The organism is Brevundimonas sp. P7753 (genome assembly GCF_013386595.1).
GTDB classification, from domain to species: Bacteria; Pseudomonadota; Alphaproteobacteria; order Caulobacterales; family Caulobacteraceae; genus Brevundimonas; species Brevundimonas bullata.
On sequence record NZ_JACARP010000003.1, the window covers coordinates 19,232 to 35,369 of the forward strand.

Consider the following 16,138-nt stretch of genomic DNA (forward strand, 5'->3'; position numbering starts at 1 on the left):
TTCAGCTCGCCATCTTCAGTTCGGGGCGGTTGGATTTGCGGCGCCCGGCGATGACCAGGGCGTCGATATCGAGGATCAGGGCGACGCTGCCGTCGCCCAGGATGGTCGCGGCGGAGACGCCGTCGACCTGGCGGTAGTGGGTTTCCAGGCTCTTGATCACGACCTGGCGCTGGCCGTTGATGGCGTCGACCAGCAGGGCGGCGCGCGAGCCGGCCTCGGTCTCCACGATCATGACCACCCCGCCCGTCAGGGTCGTGGCGTCGTCGCGGAAGCCCATGACGCGGCCCACGTCCACCATGGGCACGAACTCCTCGCGGAAGCGGATGACGGCGTCATGGCCGCCGACGTAATGGACGTCCTCGATGCGCGGCGTCAGGCTCTCGACGATGGCCGACAGGGGGGCCACCAGGGTCTGGCCGGCGGCGGACACCACCATGCCGTCCAGCACGGCCAGGGTCAGCGGCAGGCTGAGGGTGAAGGTCGAGCCCTTGCCAGGGTTGGAACTGATCGAGATGCGCCCGCCCAGGGCCTGGATCGAACGACGCACCACGTCCATGCCGACGCCGCGGCCCGAGACGTCGGTGATGGTCTCGGCGGTCGAGAAGCCGGGCAGGAAGATCAGATTGTCGACCTCGTCGTCGGTCAGGACGGCGTCCTCGGCGATCAGGCCGCGATCCACGGCGATGCCGCGCACGCGGGGGCGGTTGATGCCCTTGCCGTCGTCGGCGATCTCGATGACGATCCGGCCCGAGCGGTGCAGGGCGGCCAGCCGCACCGTGCCCTCGGCGGGCTTGCCGGCGGCTTCGCGCTCCTCCGGGCTTTCCAGCCCGTGGTCGATGGCGTTGCGCAGCATGTGGGTGATCGGCTCGGCCAGGCGTTCGACCACGGTCTTGTCGACCTCGGTGTCTTCGCCCGACGTGACCAGACGCACGCGCTTGCCCGTCATCTCGGCGACTTCGCGGACCAGACGCGGCATGCGCTGGAACACCGACTTCACCGGCTGGGCGCGGATGGCCATGACGCTGTCCTGAATGTCGCGCGTCAGCAGTTCGAGGTCTTCCAGACCCAGGGCGATGTCGGACGACCGGGCCAGGCCGCTCTCCATGACGCGCTGGGCCAGCATGGCCTGCTGGATGACCAGCTCGCCGACCACATTGATCAGGCGATCGACGCGGTCGAGATCGACGCGGATGGTCACCGGAGCGACGGCGGCGGGGGCCGAGGGCGCGGCGGCAGGAGCGGGTGCGGCAGGAGCCGGAGCGGCGGGCGCGACCGGCTTGGGCGCGGCGGCGACCGGCGCAGGCGCAGGCGCAGCCACTGGCGCGGCGACGGGCGCCGCTTCAACCGGCGCCTTGGCCTGGGCCAGCAGGGCGGCGAGGTCGAACTCGGGCTCGGCGGGCGCGGCGTCCAGCACCGGCAGCGACGGCAGGGCGGTTTCGTCCGAGGGCGATCCTCCGTCCAGGGCGGTGATGCTCAGGTCGCAGTCCATCTCGACGAAGTCGAAGACGTCGCGGACGGCGGCTTCGGAGGCGTCGCCGGTCAGGACGATGGTCCAGATCAGATGGGCGTCTTCGGCGTCCAGCGCCTCCAGCGACGGCAGGCCGCTGGCGTCCAGCTCGACCGAGGTCTGGCCCAGACGGGTCAGTTCGCGCAGCAGCAGGCTGACGTCGTTGGCGCTGGCGTAGAGGCGCGGATGCGGACGGAAGACGATGCGCCAACCCGCAGCCGAGGGCGCGGCCAGGTCCGGCAGGTCGAGCGAAGGCAGGTCGAGGGCGGGCAGATCCAGAGACCGCAGCTCGGCGGGTGCGCCGAAATCGGCCAGGTCCAGCGTCAGGGGCTTGAAGCCGAAATCATCCTCGTCGGCGACGACCGGGGCGGCGGCGGGCGTGGCCTGGCCGTGGGTCAGGACTTCCAGCTCGGCCACCAGACCGGCCGAACGGGCGGCGTCGACCGGCGCGCCGGTCCCCTGGGCGGCGGCGATGTGGTCGGCCAGGACGTCGGAGGCGCGCAGCAAGGTCTTGACCGTGACGTCGTCGCATTCCTTACGGCCCGAGCGCAGCTCGTCCATCAGGGTCTCGAAGACGTGGGCGAAGCGGACCAGGTCTTCCAGACCGAAGGCCCCTGCCCCGCCCTTGACCGAGTGGACGGCGCGGAAGACGGCGTTGATCGTCTCGATGTCGCCCTCGCCGGTTTCCAGCGCCAGCAGGTTGGTTTCCAGGTCGCCCAGCAGTTCGCTGCACTCCTGGAAGAATGTGACCTTGATGGCCTCGAACGGATCGTCGCTCATAAGTCTGGTGTCCTCAGGCCGCGACGCGACGGACGGCGTCGACCAGCTTGGCCGGGTCGAAGGGTTTGACGATCCAGCCGGTGGCCCCGGCCTCGCGGGCGCGTTGCTTCTTGGCGGCGTCGCTCTCGGTGGTCAGGACCAGGACCGGCGTGGCCTTGTGGTCCGGGTCCGCGCGCATGCCCTCGATGAAGCCGAAGCCGTCCATGCGGGGCATGTTGATGTCGGTGATGACGATGTCGGGATTTTCGGCCCGCAGCACCTCCAGACCGTGGACGCCGTCCTCGGCCTGAACCACGCGATAGCCCGCGCCCTTGAGCGCCAGCATCAGCATGTCCCGCATGGTGCGGGAATCATCGACGGTCAGGATGGTCTTGGTCACGCGAGTTGTCCTTGCGGAGCGAGGTCCGCGGCGGAGGCGCCGAAAGCGCTCCATTGCGAGGCGAAGGCCTCGGAAACATTGATGAAGGTCAAGGCCTGACCATCGGCGCGCCAGGTGGCGATCGCCGACAGCAGGACCTGAAGGCAGAGGCCGCCGAGCCGCTCGACCGCCGAGACGTCCAGCAAGGCTTCCTGACCGCGCACGGCCAGGATCTGCGCCTTCAAGGGCTCGGCGGCGCGCAGATCAAGCACAGCCGGAAGAGTGATCAGGCTCGACATCAGAACTCCTCCCAGCCGTCTTCGATGGGCTGGGGCTTGAGGGCGGCGCCGCCGTGACCGACGGTCTTGAGGGCGGCGACGGTCTGGGCCACCGGCTGTGCGGCGCGAGCCGGGGCGGCGGCGGGCGCCGACCTGTGCGTGGCGACCGGAGCGGCGACCTGACCCGTGCGGAAGCGGGCGACCGACGAGGCCAGGATATCGGCTTCCTGGGCCAGGGAGTGGCTGGCGGCGGTCGACTGCTCGACCATCGCCGCGTTCTGCTGCGTCACCTGATCCATCTGGTTCACGGCGGTGTTGACCTGTTGCAGGCCGGTGGCCTGCTCCTGGGCCGAGGCCGAGATTTCCGAGACCAGGCCGTCGATTTCGGCCACGCGGCTGACGATGCGTTGCAGGGCCTCGCCCGTCTGACCGACCAGGGTGACGCCGGCGCCGACCTGCTGGCCAGAGGCCGAGATCAGGGTCTTGATCTCTTTCGCCGCTTCCGCCGAACGCTGGGCCAGGGCCCGGACTTCGGAGGCCACGACGGCGAAGCCGCGCCCCGCATCGCCTGCACGCGCGGCCTCGACGCCGGCGTTCAGGGCCAGAAGGTTGGTCTGGAAGGCGATCTCGTCGATGACGCCGATGATGTTGCCGATCTCGGTCGAGGAGCGCTCGATGGCGTTCATGGCGGCGACGGCGTCGCGCACCACATTGCCGCTGGTCTCGGCGTCGCCGCGGGCCTGCTGCACCACGCCGGAGGCCTGACGGGCGCCGTCGGCGGTCTTGTTCACCGTGGCGGTGATCTCGTCCAGGGCCGCGGCGGTTTCTTCCAGCGAAGCCGCCTGCTGCTCGGTGCGGCGCGACAGATCGTCAGACGCCTGGCTGATCTCGCCGGCACCCGAACGGATGGCGGCGACGTTGGAGACGACCACCGACACAGCCTGCTCCAGCTGTGAAATGGCGGCGTTGAAGTTGGCCTTAAGCTGCTCGGCCTTGGGCGCGACCTGAACCATCATGCGGTGGGTCAGATCGCCCTGGGCCATGGCGTTCAGGCCTTCGCCCAGAGCCGTGATGGCGACGCGGTCTTCCTCGGCGGACCGGGCCTTCTCGGCCTCGACGCGGGCGCGCTCTTCCTCGGCGGCGCGACGGGCGGCGACGGCCTCGGCTTCCAGACGTTCAGCGGCGATGGCGGCGTCCTTGAAGGCCAGGACGGCGGAGGCCATTTCACCGACCTCGTCCTTGCGCCCGATAGCGGGCACTTCGACCGTCTTGTCCCCGCCGGCCAGACGACGCATGACCGAGGTCATGGCCGAGATCGGCCGGGCGATCAGGCTGGACAGCATCCAGCCGCAGCCGATGGCGATCAGCAGGGCCATGATCACGCCGCCGATCAGCACCGTTTGCGCTTGCAGCAGCGCCGTATCCTGGCCCTTGGCGAAGACGACCAGTTGGGCGTTTTCACGCTCGACGATGGCTTCCAGAGCGCCTTCAGCCGGGTCGATATAGGTGTCGGAGATGCCGTTCTGCCCGACCATGGCCACAGCCTGGGCGCGGGTTGCGGGATTGGCGAACAGAACCTGGCCCGGCTCAACCACCACGCTGACCCAGTCGTCGGCCGCCTTGAGCGCGGCGTCGATGTTCTTGCCGTTTTCAGGCGACAGACGGCGAACTTCGTCCAGCTGTTTGCGGAAATTCTCACGGTGCTTGGCCAGGCGATCAATATAGTATTGCTCGCCCGACAGCAGGTAGCCACGGTAGCTGAGCTCCTGGCGCGCCATGTAGAATTTCGCGCCCTCGGCGGCGGCGGTGGCGGCGGACGTCCGCACGCTGTCGCGGCGCGCCATTTCCATCGTGTTGATGTTGACGAAGACGATCGTGCCCATCACCGCGATGGCGACCAGGACGCCCGCGAAGGCGACAACCACCTTACGCACAATCTTCATGTTGTTCAGTAAGTTAAACACGCCCATGGTCTATTCCCCCCAGGTTTCTGTTCAGTCGGCTCAGAGCGCGAACGTCAGCGCGCCCACCAGGCGGCCGTCGTAGTTCTCGCCCAGGGCATGGCTGTCGGTGTCGTACCAGCGGACATCCAGAGCCAGTTTCTCGGTCAGCTTGTGCTTCACGCCGACATTCCAGGCGGCGTATTCGGCGCCGCCGTCAGCGGTGCGGTCGGCGATGGCGACCGAGGCCTTGGTCTTCGGTCCGACCGAAACCGTGCCCTGAACCTCGACCCACCAGGCCTCCCTGGTCGCGGCGAAACCGTCGGGCGTATAGTTGACGCGAAGGCGGGTGTTGACCGGACCCAGCTTGCGCGAGGCGTCGGCCTGGTATTCCCAGTAGTTGGCGTCGACGCCGGCGCGGGTGCCCGGCAGGTCGCGGTTCACCACCGACAGATCGAACTTGTAGCCCGCCGCCTCGGGGCGCCAGCCGATGACGCTGACGATCTCGGCGTCCGAGCCCTGCGACAGCTTGGCGGTCGAGGCGAAGACGCTGGCGTAGAATTCGCCGCTGGAGACCTCGACCGAGCCGTTGACGCTGGGGTCCCCTGCGCTCTTGCCCAGGCCCTTGCCGACATATTCGCTGGCGACGCCGATCTGGGCGTCGAAGGCGGGGGCTGCAATGGAGTGCGCCTGTACGGCGCCGGCGCCCAGCGCCACGGCGAGGCCGGCGATGAGCGGGACGATGGCGGCGCCGTTCTGGCGCCCTAGGCTACGCTGTTCGAGCATTTCTACCTCAGTGACTATGAGGTCTATCTGACCGAACAAGCGTAGATTTTTGTAAATCAGAGACTACGTAGAACTCCGCACACCGTCAGTTTTGCTGGGACGCCAGTCGACGTGGTTAAGGCTTCGTTGACGCCGAAATCCACAGAAACTTCATCGTTAACAGCCGAAAACCATCTTTACAGTAATGGTCATTTTTTTGCCTATATACAGAACCGCGATATCAATTAAGTTTTGAGCGTGACCGCTGCACGTCATGGTTAACCCCGGATTTGCGCAATACTCGACCAATGTATAGAAGGCGCCTCTCGGCAAGATTCTGTAGATTTCGCTTCCACAGCTTCATCGTCCGGCGACCCAGAAGCGTGAGGAGTTCTCCCATCCCATCGGCGATGCAAAGCATCCTGTCTTTTGCGACCGCGATATCGCGCCGACGCTGGAGCGGCGTGCTGCTGGCGGTCGTCGCCGTGGGCGGGGCCATGGGTTTCAGAAGCCTGCTGGAGGGCCTGGGCCAGTTCTATTACCTGCCCATGGTTCCCGCCGTCGTGGTCACGGCCCTGCTGGCGCGCCGCCCGGCCACGGCCCTGGCCATCGCCCTGTCCATCGCCGTCAACCTGATCCTGCCGCCCCGTGAAAGCCTCTCGGAAGCCCTGACCAACGCCGCGCTGTTCGCCGGCGTCACATGGCTGATCGCGGAGATTTGCTGGGGGTTCAGGGCGCTGAACAGCCGGACCCGCGACCTGACACAGCAGTTGGCGGCCAAGGACGCCATGCTCAACACCGCCCTGGCCTCGGTGCCGGTGGTGACGCTGGAGGCCAATGGCGACATCCGCCGCCTGAACCCCGCCGCCGCCGACCTGTTCGCCCTGACCGAGAAGGCCGCGCGCGGACGCCCCTTCATCGAACTGGCCCCCGGCTTCGACATCAACGCCATCGTCGGCTCCGGCGCGCCCGGCGGTCCGCTGGAGGCCAAGGACGGCCACTGGACCGGCCTGCGCCCGGACGGAGCGACCTTCCCTCTCAGCATCCAGTACGGAATCGTGCCGGGATCAACGGGCGGCGAACTGATCGCCCTGTGCCTGACTGACCTCAGCCGCTGGCACGCCGCCGACGCCCAGGCGCGCGAACTGCACGCCCAGCTGAACAAGGTCTGGCGCCTGAACTCGCTGGGCGAGATGGCCGCCACCCTGGCCCATGAACTGAACCAGCCGCTCAGCGCCGCCGCCACCTATCTGCACGCCAGCCAGATGGACATGGAACGGGCCGGCCCCCTGGGCGACAGCGCCCTGCGCACCACCGCCCTGGCCAAGGGCCAGTTGCTGCGGGCCGGCCAGATCATCCGGCGGATGCGCGAGCTCCTGTCGCCGGAGGCTCATCGCCTGGACAGCGAGCGCGCCTCGTCCATGGTCGAGGACCTGGGCCCCATCCTGACGATGATCGGGTCCAGCAAGGGCGTGACCATCCGCCTGGACGTCGAAGCCAGGGACGACCGGGTTCAGGCCGAACGCATCCAGTTCCAGCAGGCCATGGTCAACCTGACTCGCAATGCGGTCGAGGCCGTCGGCGACCATACGGCGCCCGAGGTCGTCATCATCGGCCGCGTCCTGTCGGACACCCATTACAGCATCAGTGTCGAAGACAATGGACCCGGCATCGCCGAGGATCAGATCGACCGCATCTTCCAGCCCATGACCACCACCAAATCCGGCGGCATGGGCCTGGGCCTGTCCGTCACCCGCACCATCGTCGAAAGTCACGGCGGTCGGCTGCAAGTCTCGAGAAGCGCGCTGGGGGGCGCGGCCTTCTCGTTCAACCTGAACCGAGAACCGAGCGTCGAGAACGCATGAGCCTCCATTCCGTATTCATCATCGACGACGACCCCGGCGTCCGCGATTCCCTTCTGGTCCTGTTGCGCAGCGAGGGCATCCGCGCCCGCGGTTTCGCCAGCGGAGTCGATTTCTTCAAAAACCTGCCCGAGGACGCCACCGCCTGCGTCATCACCGACGTGCGGATGCCCGACATGGAGGGCGGAGAGGTGGTCCGTCGCCTGGCCCAGATGCGCGGTCATGCCTGGCCTATCATCGTCATCACCGGCCATGCCGACGTGCCGATGGCCGTGCAGATGATGAAGGCCGGCGTCATCGACTTCATCGAAAAGCCGTTCGAGCCGGGCCGTCTGATCGAGACCGTGCGCGGCTGTCTGAGCCAGCTGAACGACGTCGACCATGAGCAGGCGACCCGCGCCGCCGCCGAGCTGAGGCTGACCCGGTTGACCCCGCGCGAGCGTCAGGTCTTCGACGCCCTGATCCACGGCCACTCCAACAAGGCCATCGCGCTGGAGCTGGACATCAGCCCGCGCACCGTCGAGGTCTTCCGCGCCAAGGTCATGACCAAGATGGAGGCCGACAGCCTGTCGGCCCTGGTCCGCATGGGGCTGATCCTGGGCTGACCCCCAATCGTGGGCTGATCCCATAAGGCTTGCAGCCAGACGCGCTTCGGGGCGTTATCGCCGCGACCTGAACGGAGCCTGCCCATGCCCTCCCCCGCTGACGACCGCCTGATCCGCAACCTCGCCTTCATCGACGGGGCCTGGGTCGGGGCCGACGACGGCGCGACCTTCGAGGTGACGGACCCGGCGACGGGCGAGGTTCTGGCCGTCGCGCCGGACATGGGCGCCGCCGAGACCCGCCGCGCCGTCGCCGCCGCCGAGGCCGCGATGAAGCCCTGGGCGACGAAGACGGCGGGCGAACGGGCGCGCGTCCTTCGCCGCTGGTTCGATCTGATGATGTCGGAACAGGAGGCCCTGGGCCGCCTGATGACCCGCGAGCAGGGCAAGAGCCTGACCGAAGCCAGGGGCGAGATCGCCTACGCCGCCAGCTTCATCGAATGGTTCGCCGAGGAGGGCAAGCGCACCTATGGCGAGGTCATCCCCAGCCACGATGCGGGCAAGCGGCTGATGACCCTGCGCCAGCCGGTCGGGGTGGTGGGGGCGATCACGCCGTGGAACTTCCCCGCCGCCATGATCACCCGCAAGGTCGGCCCGGCCCTGGCCGCTGGCTGCGCCGTGGTGCTGAAACCCGCCAGCCAGACGCCGCTGTCGGCCCTGGCCCTGGCGGTTCTGGCGGAGGAAGCGGGCCTGCCGCCCGGCCTGTTCAACGTCGTCACCGGCTCGGCCTCGGCCATCGGCGGCGAGCTGACGTCCAACCCGGCAGTGCGCAAGATCAGCTTCACCGGCTCGACCGAGATCGGCCGCCTGCTGATGAAGCAGTCGTCCGAAACCATCAAGAAGATGAGCCTGGAGCTGGGCGGCAACGCCCCCTTCCTGGTCTTCGACGACGCCGACGTGGACGCCGCCGTGGCGGGGGCCGTGGCCTCGAAATACCGCAACGCGGGCCAGACCTGCGTCTGCACCAACCGCTTCTACGTCCAGGCCGCCGTTCACGACGAATTCGTCGCCAAGCTGACCCAGGCCACCCAGGCTCTGAAGGTCGGCAACGGCCTGGACGAGGGCGTGCAGATCGGTCCGCTGATCGACGAGAAGGCGGTGAAGAAGGTCGAGGACCACGTCGCCGACGCCCTGGCCAAGGGGGCGACCCTGCTGACCGGCGGGGCGCGTCACGCCCTGGGCATGACCTTCTTCCAGCCGACGGTTCTGTCCGGCGTGACCCAGGACATGAAGATGTGCCGCGAGGAGACCTTCGGTCCCGTCTCGGGCGTCGTCCGTTTCGAGACGGAAGAAGAAGGGATCGCCCTGGCCAATGACACCGAGTTCGGCCTGGCCGGATACTTCTACGCGCGCGACATGGGCCGCATCTGGCGCGTGGCCGAGGCGATGGAGACCGGCATGATCGGCGTGAACACCGGCCTGATCTCCACCGAGGTCGCGCCCTTTGGCGGGATCAAGCAATCCGGCCTGGGTCGCGAAGGCTCGCGCCACGGCATCGAGGACTACCTCGAGCTGAAATACGTCTGCATGGGCCTGTAAGGCCCGCCGCACCGCCGGACGTCAGTCCTCGGACGGTTCCGTGTCGTCTTCGGCTTCGCCGCCGGCCTTGGCGGCCTTCTTGGCGGCTTTCGCAGCAGCCTTGGCTTCCGCCTTCTTGGCGTCGGCGCGCTCGCGCTCTTGCCGTTCGAAACTATAGTTGGGCTTACGGGCCATTGATGTCCTCTCGCGCCGGGCCGCCAAACGGCGACGTCAAACCTTCATTTGGTCCCAGTCGCCCGCCGCGACAACCGTGAAACGGCGCCCGAGGCGATATTTGCGCCTCGCCCGCGCGACAGGCGCCGCCGTTCGACCAAAGTCGCTCTCTGCAAATCCATCGCCCTGCTGTCAGTCTCATCCTCGACGATCCGGCAACAGGATCGCGAGGAAACGGTCGCGAAACGCGACCCTACAGGAAGGGACTGCCCATGACCGACCGCACCATGAGTGCGGCGGAGGGCGCGGAGCACACGGTCGACAAGAACGACCGGCTCGTGATTCTGGCGTCGTCCGTCGGCACCGTCATCGAATGGTACGACTTCTATCTCTACGGCTCGCTGGCCGCGATCATCACCACCCAGTTCTTCTCGGGCGTGAACGAGACCACCGGCTATATCTTCGCCCTGATGGCCTTCGCCGCCGGGTTCGCGGTCCGTCCGTTCGGCGCCATCGTCTTCGGGCGGCTGGGCGACCTGTGGGGGCGCAAGAACACCTTCCTCGTCACCATGCTGCTGATGGGCCTGTCGACCTTCGTCGTCGGTCTGTTGCCGCCCTATGCGGCTATCGGCATCGCCGCCCCGATCATCCTGGTGCTGATGCGCCTGATCCAGGGCCTGGCGCTGGGCGGTGAATACGGCGGCGCCGCCACCTACGTCGCCGAGCACGCCCCCCACGGCAAGCGCGGCTACTACACCTCCTTCATCCAGATCACGGCGACCGCCGGTCTGGTCCTCAGCCTGGCCGTCATTCTGGGCGTCCGCTACGCGGTGGGCGAGGAAGCCTTCGCCGCATGGGGCTGGCGCATTCCCTTCCTGGTCTCGATCCTGTTGCTGGGCGTGTCGCTGTGGATCCGCCTGAAGCTGGCCGAGAGCCCCTCGTTCAAGCGCATGAAGGCCGAAGGCAAGGGGTCCAAGACCCCGCTGAAGGACAGCTTCATGAAGTGGCCGAACCTGAAGCTGGTGCTGATCGCCCTTGTCGGTCTGACGGCCGGTCAGGCGGTCATCTGGTACACGGGTCAGTTCTACGCCCTGTTCTTCCTGGAGCGGGTGCTGCGGGTCGACGCCACCCTGGTCTACGTCCTGCTGGCTGTCGCTCTGCTGCTGGCCTCGCCCTTCTTCATCTTCTGGGGCTGGCTGTCGGACAAGGTGGGACGCAAGCCGATCATCCTGGCCGGCTGCCTGCTGGCCGCGATCACCTACTTCCCGCTGTTCAACGCCCTGACGGAAGCCGCCAACCCGCGTCTGGCCGCCGCCGCCGCCTCGGCTCCGGTCACGGTCTATGCCGATCCGGCCGACTGCCACCTGCAGTTCGATCCCGTGGGCAAGACGGTGTTCAACCACTCCTGCGACGTGGCCAAGTCCTACCTGGCCAAGGCCGGCGTGACCTACACCAATGTCGCCGCGCCCGCAGGCACGGTGGCCGAGGTCCGCATCGGCGATCAGTCGGTCATCCCCAGCTTCCGCGGCGACGCCATGACCACCGCTGACTTCGCCGCCCAGAAGAAGACCTGGGATGCGGGTCTGGGCGAGGCTCTGACCACCGCCGGCTATCCCGCCAAGGCCGACAGCGCTCTGGTCAACAAGCCGATGGTGGTGCTGATCCTGTTCATCCTCGGCTTCTACGTGACCATGGTCTACGGGCCGATCGCGGCGGCCCTGGTCGAGATGTTCCCGACCAATATCCGCTACACCTCGATGTCCCTGCCCTATCACATCGGCAACGGCTGGTTCGGCGGCTTCCTGCCGACCACGGCCTTCGCCATGGTCGCGGCCACAGGCAATATCTACTACGGCCTCTGGTATCCGATCGTGGTGGCGGTCGCGACGGTCGTGCTGGGCTTCCTGTTCGTCAAGGAAGGCAAGGACGTCGATCTGAACGCCTGATCCATAAGGTTCGCCAACCTGCGGGCGGTTCGGCTTCGGTCGAGCCGCCCTTTTTTTTGTTCTTGTCCCCAAGCCCCGCTGCGTCCCACATGCCGGTCATGTTCAGCCTCGCGACCCTGGCCCTGGTGGCCGCCTATATGGCGACCCTGTTCGCGGTCGCCTGGTGGTACGAACGCCCGTCGATCAAGACGCGCGGCGGAGCCTTGGGGCCGTCGCTCTACGCCCTGTCGCTGGCCATCTATTGCACGTCGTGGACCTATTACGGGGCGGTGGGGACGGCGGCGCGGTCGGCCTGGGAATACCTGCCCATCTATATTGGCCCGGCCCTGGGGGTGACGGTGCTGTTTCCGCTGTGGAAGCGCATCGCGGCGGCGGCCCGGCGCGAGAACGTCGGCTCGATGGCCGACTTCATCTCGTCCCGCTACGGCAAGAGCCCGGCCCTGGGCGCGGCGGTGGCCGTCGTCGCCATCCTGGGGTCCCTGCCCTACATCGCCCTGCAGCTGAAATCCCTGTCGATGGCGGGCGAGATGATCACCGCCGGGACCCCGGTGGCGGGCTCGGAGAGCCTGACGGTTCTGGTCATGGCCGGGGTGCTGGCCGGGTTCGCCATCCTGTTCGGCGCGCGCCGTCCCGACCTGACCGAGCACAATCGCGGCCTGATCCAGGCCATCGGCATTGAGTCCATCGTCAAGCTGGCCGCCCTGCTGGCGGTGGCGATCTTCGCCCTGGTGCTGCTGCGCCACGCCCCGGCCTCAGCGGATGTCACCGCCAGCCTGGGCGAACTGGCGCGCTGGCCCGATCTGGACGGGCGCTTCTGGGCCATCGTCCTGGTGGCGACGCTGGCTATCTTCTGCCTGCCGCGTCAGTTTCACGTCGCCTTTGTCGAGGGCGGCGACCCGGCCCAGGTGCGGCGCGCGCGCTGGATCTTTCCCCTCTATCTGCTGCTAACCAGTCTGGCGGTCCTGCCCCTGGTGGCGGCGGGCGGCCTGTTCGCGCCCCACGTCAATCCTGACCTGCTGGTCCTGGCCCTGCCGCTGAACAGCGGCCAGCCGGCGCTGACGGCCATCGTCTTCGTCGGCGGCTTCTCGGCGGCGACGGCCATGGTCATCGTCGAGGCCGTGGCCCTGTCGGCCATGGTGTCCAACAATCTGGTCCTGCCGTTATTGGCCGCCGAACGGCGCCGACGCGGCGAGCGCGCGGGCGACATGGCGCGCGCCATCCTGAACATCCGCCGCCTGGCCATCGTGGCCCTGCTGCTGATGGCCTGGGTCTATTATCAGGCCATGGACCGATCCAGCGGGCTGGCGGCCATGGGGCTGGTGTCGTTTGCGGCCCTGGCCCAGCTGGCCCCGGCCCTGTTCGGCGCGGTGCTGTGGCGCGGCGGACGCTCGCGCGGGGCGCTGGCGGGGCTGGCGGTCGGGATGACGGTCTGGCTGGTCATGCTGGCGGCGCCGCAGCTGGCGCCCGGTTTCGGCCTGAACGTGCCGGCCATGATCGGGTTGGAAGACCCGTTCGCGGCGGGGGTCTTCCTCAGCCTGGCGCTCAACCTCGGGGTCTTCATCGCCGTGTCCAAGCTGGGCGCGCCGCGCCTGATCGACCGGGTCCAGGCCCGCGCCTTTGTCGATCGGCTGGGGCCGGACTGGATGGAGGGGCGCGGCGGCCTGGCCGGGGCCTCGGTCGGCGATCTGAAGGCCTTGGCGGCCCGCTTCATCGGCGACGAACGGGCCGAGCGCGCCTTCGCCGCCTGGGCGCGCGAAACCGAGATACGCCTACGCGACGCCGACCCCGCCGACGCCGGCCTGGCCCGCGCCGCCGAACGGATGCTGGCGGGCGCCATCGGGGCCGCCTCGGCCCGGCGGGTCATCGCCGCCGCCCTGGCCGCCGGGGGCCGCGCGCCCGAGGACGTGGTGCGGATGCTGGACGAGGCCTCGCAGGCGGTCCAGTTCAACCGCGACCTGCTGCAGACCACCTTGGACAACATCGACCAGGGCGTCAGCGTGGTGGACGAGGACCTGCGCCTGACCGCCTGGAACCGGCGCTATGTCGAGATGTTCGGCCTGCCCGCCGGCTTCGTCCACATCGGCCTGCCCATCGCCGCCGTCTATCGTCTGAACGCCGAGCGCGGCGAGACCGACCCCGGCGATATCGAGGCCTGGATCGAGCGGCGGCTGGAGGCCCTGTCGCGCCGCATCCCTCACGACCATGAGCGCGAGCAGCCCGACGGGCGCATCCTGCGCTCCTCCGGCGCCCCCATCCCCGGCGGCGGCTACGCCACCAGCTATACCGACATCACCGCCCTGCGCCGCGCCGCCCGCGAGCTGGAGGAGGCCAATGAGCGGCTGGAGGCCCGCGTCGCCGACCGCACCGAACGGCTCGAAGAAGCCCGGCGTCTGGCCGAAGACGCCACGGCCTCCAAGACCCGCTTCCTGGCCGCCGCCAGCCACGACCTGTTGCAGCCCCTGCACGCCGCGCGCCTGTTCATCGCCGCGCTGAAGGAGGAGCCGTCGCTGGCGCCGGGGTCGCCGGGGCGCGGACTGGCGACCAACGCCGACCGCTCGATCGACAGCGCCCACCGCCTGCTGACGGCCCTGCTCAACCTGTCCAAGCTGGAGGCGGGCGGGGTCCAGCCCGCGGTCGCTCCCTTGTCGCTGGACGCCCTGTTCGCCGAACTGCGCCGCGAGTTCGCCCCCATGGCCCGCGCCAAGGGCCTGAGGCTGAGCGTCGTGCCGTCCGGCCTCTGGGTCGCCTCGGACCACGACCTGCTGCGCTCCATGCTTCAGAACCTGGTCGGCAACGCCATCCGCTACACCGACACGGGCCGGGTTCTGGTCGGGGCGCGGCGCGACGGCGAGACGGTGCAGATGCTGGTCTGCGACACGGGGCGCGGCATCCCGGATGCGGATCGCGAGAGCGTCTTCGGCGAGTTCGTGCGTCTGCCCGGCGCCCCCGTCGACGATCCGGGCGCCGGACTGGGCCTGGCCATTGTGCAGAAGCTGTCGGACCTGCTGCGGCATCCCTTGTCGATGGCGTCCCGCGTCGGACGCGGCACGACCTTCCGCGTCAGCGCGCCGCGCGCCGCCGCCCAGGTCGTTATCGCCCCCCTCGCCGAGAGCGACGCGCGGTTGCCGCTGGCGGGGTTGCGGGTGCTGTGCGTGGACAATGAACCCGCCATCCTCGACGCCCTGACCGCCCTGCTGAGCCGCTGGGGGGCGCAGACGACCACGGCGCGGTCGGTGGCGGAGGGGATCGCGGCGAAAGGGCCTTTCGACGCGGCCCTGGTCGACCTGCACCTGGGCGACGGGGCGGACGGGCTGACGGTGGTGGACGCCCTGCGGGCGCGCGGCCTGCGCCGCATAGGCCTCGTCACCGCCGACACCCGCGAGGGGCTGAAGGAAACGGCCACGGCGGCGGGCGCGACCCTGCTGCCCAAGCCGGTCAAGCCGGCGGCGCTGAAGGCGTTTCTGTCGCGTTGAGCGAAAATTCTCCCTCCCCTTCATGGGGAGGGTGGCTGAGCCCGCAGGGCGAAGTCGGGTGGGGGCGCTTCGGCACATCACGCGCTGTGCTTGGTATCGCCTCGCCCTCCCCACCCGGTCGCTTCGCGACCACCCTCCCCATGAAGGGGAGGGAGAGACAACGCGTCAGAGATCGATCGACTGGGCCAAAATCACCGCCTGCGTGCGGTTATGCACCCCCAGTTTGCGGAAGACGCTGGTCAGGTGGGCCTTGATGGTGGCCTCGGTGACGCCGAGGTCGAAGGCGATCTGCTTGTTCAGCCGCCCGGCTCTCAGGCCTTCGAGGATGCGCAATTGCGACGGCGTCAGGCTGGCGATGCGGGCTTCCAGATCGCCTTCCTCGGGACCGGGCGCGCCGACGTCGGGCGCCCAGCCGTCGCCCGACAGGATGGCGGCGATGGCCTCGACCATGATCGGCAGGGCGGCGGACTTGGGGATGAAGCCGGCGGCGCCGAGCGCGAGCGCCCGCCTCACCGTCGGCGGCTCCTCGCTGGCCGAAACCACGGCGACGGGAACGGCGGGGTGGTCGGCGCGGATGCGGCTCAGGCCCGCCATGCCCTCGCTGTCCGACAGCTTCAGGTCCAGCAGCAGCAGATCGGTCGGCGCTTCCGCCAAGGCCGCCTGAACCTCGGCCAGACTGGCGCATTCCGCAATCACGGCGCCGGGTGCGGCCTTTTCGACGGCCGATCTCAACGCCGCCCGAAACAGAGGGTGGTCGTCGGCGACGACGATGCGATCCATGAAAATCCTTCCCGCACGCGGTTCTTTTTCGGGTCGAGGCCGCGCTGTGACGACACCATGCCGCGCCTCGACTTTGGTCGAAACTAGACCAATGGCTAATGGCCGCATACCGCCCCCGCGCGGAATGCTGCGGTCTCGAGGTTCGCATCAGACGC

The 16,138-nt window shown here is 68.5% G+C and carries 12 protein-coding genes; 5 read left to right on the top strand and 7 right to left on the bottom strand.

What is annotated here, in order from left to right:
• Position 1: 1 nt before the first annotated feature.
• From HX774_RS00610 to HX774_RS00630, 5 genes are read right to left on the bottom strand one after another with little or no spacing between them, the layout of a single operon-like run.
• Complete coding sequence (locus tag HX774_RS00610; protein ID WP_178823325.1) at positions 2-2,287, bottom strand: chemotaxis protein CheA; 2,286 nt, start codon at positions 2,285-2,287, stop codon at positions 2-4.
• Between the two features lie 13 nt (positions 2,288-2,300).
• Entirely contained in the window at positions 2,301-2,666 is a 366-nt protein-coding gene (locus HX774_RS00615; RefSeq protein ID WP_114815751.1) for a response regulator, read from the bottom strand.
• On the bottom strand, positions 2,663-2,944 hold the full coding sequence (locus HX774_RS00620; protein WP_114815752.1) for an STAS domain-containing protein: 282 nt from the start codon (positions 2,942-2,944) through the stop codon (positions 2,663-2,665). Before HX774_RS00620 ends, HX774_RS00615 begins: the two co-directional genes overlap by 4 nt.
• Positions 2,944-4,866 carry a methyl-accepting chemotaxis protein gene (locus HX774_RS00625; RefSeq protein ID WP_178823327.1) on the bottom strand — a complete coding sequence of 641 codons (1,923 nt, stop codon included), beginning with the start codon at positions 4,864-4,866 and terminating at the stop codon, positions 2,944-2,946. The genes HX774_RS00620 and HX774_RS00625 overlap by 1 nt, the downstream gene beginning before the upstream one ends.
• A 60-nt stretch (positions 4,867-4,926) precedes the next feature.
• Positions 4,927-5,649 (bottom strand): TorF family putative porin, encoded by a 723-nt coding sequence (locus tag HX774_RS00630; protein ID WP_178823329.1) that lies wholly within the window; start codon positions 5,647-5,649, stop codon positions 4,927-4,929.
• 443 nt (positions 5,650-6,092) lie between these two features.
• Between HX774_RS00630 and HX774_RS00635 the strand changes: the two genes are divergently transcribed.
• The 3 genes from HX774_RS00635 (at position 6,093) to HX774_RS00645 (ending at position 9,631) form a co-directional block, all read left to right on the top strand.
• The gene (locus tag HX774_RS00635; protein ID WP_370523199.1) at positions 6,093-7,493 is read left to right on the top strand and encodes a sensor histidine kinase; all 1,401 of its coding nucleotides are present in this window, start codon (positions 6,093-6,095) and stop codon (positions 7,491-7,493) included.
• The gene (fixJ, locus tag HX774_RS00640; protein WP_178823331.1) at positions 7,490-8,095 is read left to right on the top strand and encodes a response regulator FixJ; all 606 of its coding nucleotides are present in this window, start codon (positions 7,490-7,492) and stop codon (positions 8,093-8,095) included. Before HX774_RS00635 ends, fixJ begins: the two co-directional genes overlap by 4 nt.
• Positions 8,096-8,179: 84 nt before the next feature.
• The gene (locus HX774_RS00645; RefSeq protein WP_178823333.1) at positions 8,180-9,631 is read left to right on the top strand and encodes an NAD-dependent succinate-semialdehyde dehydrogenase; all 1,452 of its coding nucleotides are present in this window, start codon (positions 8,180-8,182) and stop codon (positions 9,629-9,631) included.
• A 21-nt stretch (positions 9,632-9,652) separates the two neighbouring features.
• Here HX774_RS00645 and HX774_RS00650 read toward each other — a convergent pair whose 3' ends face one another.
• Positions 9,653-9,805 carry a hypothetical protein gene (locus tag HX774_RS00650; protein ID WP_170136940.1) on the bottom strand — a complete coding sequence of 51 codons (153 nt, stop codon included), beginning with the start codon at positions 9,803-9,805 and terminating at the stop codon, positions 9,653-9,655.
• 266 nt (positions 9,806-10,071) lie between these two features.
• Here HX774_RS00650 and HX774_RS00655 point away from each other — a divergent pair, with 266 nt between their 5' ends.
• Positions 10,072-11,730 (top strand): MFS transporter, encoded by a 1,659-nt coding sequence (locus tag HX774_RS00655; RefSeq protein ID WP_370523201.1) that lies wholly within the window; start codon positions 10,072-10,074, stop codon positions 11,728-11,730.
• 89 nt (positions 11,731-11,819) lie between these two features.
• Entirely contained in the window at positions 11,820-15,203 is a 3,384-nt protein-coding gene (locus HX774_RS00660) for a PAS domain-containing hybrid sensor histidine kinase/response regulator (protein WP_255499817.1), read from the top strand.
• Positions 15,204-15,368: 165 nt separating this feature from the next.
• On the opposite strand, the gene HX774_RS00665 is transcribed toward HX774_RS00660, so the two are convergent.
• On the bottom strand, positions 15,369-15,983 hold the full coding sequence (locus tag HX774_RS00665; protein ID WP_178823337.1) for a response regulator transcription factor: 615 nt from the start codon (positions 15,981-15,983) through the stop codon (positions 15,369-15,371).
• Positions 15,984-16,138: the final 155 nt, after the last annotated feature.

Excerpts from the sequence above, each read along its gene's own strand:
- HX774_RS00645 (WP_178823333.1), top strand. The coding sequence starts at position 8,180 with ATGCCCTCCCCCGCTGACGACCGCCTGATCCGCAACCTCGCCTTCATC.
- HX774_RS00665 (WP_178823337.1), bottom strand. The coding sequence starts at position 15,983 with ATGGATCGCATCGTCGTCGCCGACGACCACCCTCTGTTTCGGGCGGCG.
- fixJ (WP_178823331.1), top strand. The coding sequence starts at position 7,490 with ATGAGCCTCCATTCCGTATTCATCATCGACGACGACCCCGGCGTCCGC.
- HX774_RS00650 (WP_170136940.1), bottom strand. The coding sequence starts at position 9,805 with ATGGCCCGTAAGCCCAACTATAGTTTCGAACGGCAAGAGCGCGAGCGC.
- HX774_RS00660 (WP_255499817.1), top strand. The coding sequence starts at position 11,820 with ATGCCGGTCATGTTCAGCCTCGCGACCCTGGCCCTGGTGGCCGCCTAT.
- HX774_RS00610 (WP_178823325.1), bottom strand. The coding sequence starts at position 2,287 with ATGAGCGACGATCCGTTCGAGGCCATCAAGGTCACATTCTTCCAGGAG.
- HX774_RS00620 (WP_114815752.1), bottom strand. The coding sequence starts at position 2,944 with ATGTCGAGCCTGATCACTCTTCCGGCTGTGCTTGATCTGCGCGCCGCC.
- HX774_RS00655 (WP_370523201.1), top strand. The coding sequence starts at position 10,072 with ATGAGTGCGGCGGAGGGCGCGGAGCACACGGTCGACAAGAACGACCGG.
- HX774_RS00630 (WP_178823329.1), bottom strand. The coding sequence starts at position 5,649 with ATGCTCGAACAGCGTAGCCTAGGGCGCCAGAACGGCGCCGCCATCGTC.
- HX774_RS00625 (WP_178823327.1), bottom strand. The coding sequence starts at position 4,866 with ATGAAGATTGTGCGTAAGGTGGTTGTCGCCTTCGCGGGCGTCCTGGTC.